The sequence below is a fragment of the Caulobacter sp. P1_B12_2 genome, assembly GCF_056406675.1.
The window spans coordinates 1-3,609 of the sequence record NZ_JBFTZS010000453.1 but is presented as its reverse complement, the minus strand read 5'-3'; the positions used below and the strand labels follow the sequence as shown (position 1 = coordinate 3,609).

The window sequence follows — 3,609 nt, the reverse complement described above, 5'->3', positions numbered from 1 at the left end:
CTTCATGCCGGCGCTCGACGAGCGCGTATAGACCGGCACGGTGGACGAAGCGATCAGGGCGGTGAAGCTCTCCACACCGTCGGCGTCGTAGTCCATGCCGCGAAAGCGGACCTCGCCGCTGAGCCGGTCCTTGGGGGTCAGGTTGTAGTCGAGGCCGCCGCGCAGGTTCACCGAGCTGCCGTCGTTCACGAACGCCCCGTCCTGCAGGCTGTGGGTCGGCGCGATGACCAGGGGCGTGGTCTCGCGCTCGTCGATCGACGAGAACTTCTGACGGTCGTAGCGATAGCCGGCCTCGCCCGACAGCGTCAGCTTGCCCTTGACCAGGTTGCCCGAGAGGCCGGTGTTGTAGCGGTTGTTCGGGCTGACGTTCAGCTTGAACGAGCCCGTCGCGCCGGGCTTGTGGGTCTTCTTGGTGATCAGGTTGATGATCCCGGCCGTGCCGTCGGGACGATAGGCGGCCGAGGGGTTGGTCATCACCTCGACGCGGTCGATCTGGTCGGCCGGCATCTGCTGCAGGGCGTCGGCCTTGCCGTCGCCGTTGAACATGCTGGAAGGCTTGCCGTCGATCATGATCGTGACGTTGGGATCGCCGCGCAGGCTGACATTGCCCTGCACGTCGACCTCGACCGAGGGGATGTTGCGCAGCGCGTCGCTGATCGAGCCGGTCTTGGCCGACAGGTCATTGGCCACGCTGTAGCTGCGGCGGTCGATCGAGGTGCGCATGGCCGTGGAGTCGCTGGTCACCGTCACGCCCTCGACGGCCGTCGGGGCGTCGGCCGGCTTGGCCTGCGTGGGGGCGGGCCGCGTCGCCGGAGCCGGTGTCGGCGCGGCCTGGGCGAGGACCACGTTCGGCGAAAGAACCGCCGTGGCGGCGAGCAGCAAAACTTTAAAACGCAAGGAACGTCCCCCGACGGATACTTGTGCGGCAAGGTCTAGCTTGCCCACGACTTAGAGGCGCGAAAGAGGCCAACTCGCGGATCGAAGCAAATGTCTTTTCGGCAATGTTTTCGCCAAGAGCGCGCGCACGACGGTTGCAGGCCGATGACAGCGTTGACACTATCCCCTGGCGTGGGCCGATCGGGGCGGCGGGCGGAGGCTCCGAACCGCCGCTTGCGTGCTGATACCGGTAACACTAAGGTCACGCCAACCAAGGCCTCGCTTGAGGGGCTCGTTAGGGATCAAACGCGGCCTTCGGGCCTCATGGGGAAGATACAGTGGCATCTGTAGCTAACGCCGGACCGAGTCCGGGGATGAGCGCCGACGGCGCCAAGGTCAACATCGCCTTCATCGCCGCCATCGTGGCCGTCGCCACCATCGGCGGCTTCATGTTCGGCTACGACAGCGGCGTCATCAACGGCACGCAGGAAGGCCTGGAGAAGGCCTTCAGCCTCAGCAAGCTGGGCACCGGCCTGAACGTCGGCGCCATCCTGCTCGGCTGCGCTTTTGGCGCTTTCGCCGCGGGCCGCCTGGCCGACGTGTGGGGCCGTCGTACGGTGATGATCATCGCCGCCCTGCTGTTCCTGGTCAGCGCCGTCGGCTCGGGCGCGGCCCACACCTCCTGGGTGTTCATCCTGTTCCGCCTGATCGGCGGCCTGGGCGTTGGCGCGGCCAGCGTCCTGTGCCCGGTCTACATCTCGGAAGTGACGCCCGCCAACATCCGCGGCCGCCTCTCCTCGGTGCAGCAGATCATGATCATCACCGGCCTGACCGGCGCGTTCGTGGCCAACTACGTCCTGGCCCACACCGCCGGCAGCTCGACCGCGCCGTTCTGGCTGGGCCTGCCCGCCTGGCGCTGGATGTTCTGGATGCAGACCATCCCCGCCGCCGTCTTCTTCCTCGCCCTGCTGTCGATCCCGGAAAGCCCGCGCTACCTGGTGGCCAAGGGCAAGGACGCCGAGGCCGAGAAGATCCTGTCGCGCCTGTTCGGCGCCGGCCAGGGCGCCGGCAAGGTCGCCGAAATCCGCGCCTCGCTGTCGGCCGACCACCAGCCCAAGCTCTCCGACGTGCTCGACCACGTCACGGGCTCCTGGAAGGTGCGTCCGATCCTGTGGGCCGGCCTGATCCTGGCCGTGTTCCAGCAACTGGTCGGCATCAACATCGTCTTCTACTACGGCTCGGTGCTGTGGCAGTCGGTGGGCTTCACCGAGGACGACAGCCTGAAGATCAACATCCTGTCGGGCGCCCTGTCGATCCTGGCCTGCCTGCTGGCCATCGGCCTGATCGACAAGATCGGCCGCAAGCCGCTGCTGCTGATCGGCTCGGTCGGCATGGCCGTCACCCTGGGCACGCTGACCTGGTGCTTCTCGACCGCCACCACCGTGAACGGCGCGCTGCACCTGGCGGGCAACACGGGCCTGATCGCCCTGGTCGCGGCCAACGCCTATGTGGTGTTCTTCAACCTCAGCTGGGGCCCGGTGATGTGGGTCATGCTGGGCGAGATGTTCCCCAACCAGATGCGCGGTTCGGCCCTGGCCATCTGCGGCTTCGCCCAGTGGATCGCCAACTTCGCCATCTCGGTCAGCTTCCCGTCGATGGCCGCCGCGAGCCTGCCGATGACCTACGGCTTCTACGCGCTGAGCGCCGTGGTCTCGTTCTTCCTCGTGCAGAAGCTGATCCACGAAACGCGCGGCAAGGAACTGGAGGCGATGGTGGGCTAAGCCTTCCTCGCACCAGGCCGACCAAGATCACGCCCGGGAGGTTCCGCCTCCCGGGCGTTTTCTTGTGCGGTTTTCCCGTTGCCGGACGTCGCTATCGGCGCGAGTTTCAGCCCGGTTTCAGGCCGCCGAAACTGAAAATGACACCGGTGGACAAGACTGTCGCCTTACCGCTAAGTGGCCGACAACAAGCGTGCGACACGTGGGTCGGGAGGAGTTTTTCATGGTGGATATCAACCGTCGCGGAGCCCTGGGCTCCCTGCTGACCGGAGCCGCCGTGGCCGCCGTTCCCGCCGCCTCCGCCCAAGCCGCTGGGGCCGCCCAGATGGGCGCCCTGCCCAGCGCGCCGGCCGCCGACGCCGGGCCGACCTGGGCTAAGGGGATCGAGGGCCAGCGCAAGGCCGACCTCGGCGACGGGACCTTCCTCAACCCCATCCTGGCCGGCGACCATCCCGACCCGTCGATCCTGAAGGACGGCGACGACTACTACATGACCCACTCGTCGTTCGACGCCTATCCGGGCCTGCTGATCTGGCACAGCAAGGACCTGGTGAACTGGGCGCCGGTGGGCCCGACCCTGAAGAAGAACGTCGGCTCGATCTGGGCGCCCGAGCTCTGCAAGCACAAGGGCCGCTACTACATCTACCTGCCGGCCAAGTTCCCCGACAACAACACCAGCTACGTGATCTGGGCCGACAAGATCGAGGGCCCGTGGAGCGAGCCGGTCGACCTGAAGCTGCCCCGCTACATCGACCCCGGCCACGTGGTCGACGAGAAGGGCGTGCGCTGGCTGTTCCTGTCGGGCGGAGACCGCATCCAACTGGCGCCCGACGGCCTGTCGACGGTTGGCCAGCCCGAGCACGTCTACAATCCGTGGCGCTATCCGGACGACTGGGACGTCGAGGGCTTCTCGCCCGAAGGCCCCAAGGTGATGAAGCGCGGCGAGTACTACTAC

3 protein-coding genes are annotated in these 3,609 nt (G+C 66.8%); 2 read left to right on the top strand and 1 reads right to left on the bottom strand.

Annotated features, from left to right (window positions below):
- On the bottom strand, positions 1 to 897 hold an 897-nt coding region (locus AC1DZ6_RS21295; protein ID WP_477099129.1), incomplete at its 3' end, for a TonB-dependent receptor plug domain-containing protein.
- A gap of 317 nt (positions 898 to 1,214) precedes the next feature.
- Between AC1DZ6_RS21295 and AC1DZ6_RS21290 the strand changes: the two genes are divergently transcribed.
- A complete protein-coding gene (locus AC1DZ6_RS21290) occupies positions 1,215 to 2,657 on the top strand; it encodes a sugar porter family MFS transporter (RefSeq protein ID WP_477099128.1) in 1,443 nt (480 codons plus the stop codon).
- A gap of 220 nt (positions 2,658 to 2,877) precedes the next feature.
- Positions 2,878 to 3,609: family 43 glycosylhydrolase (locus AC1DZ6_RS21285; protein ID WP_477099127.1), on the top strand; the 732-nt coding region annotated here is incomplete at its 3' end.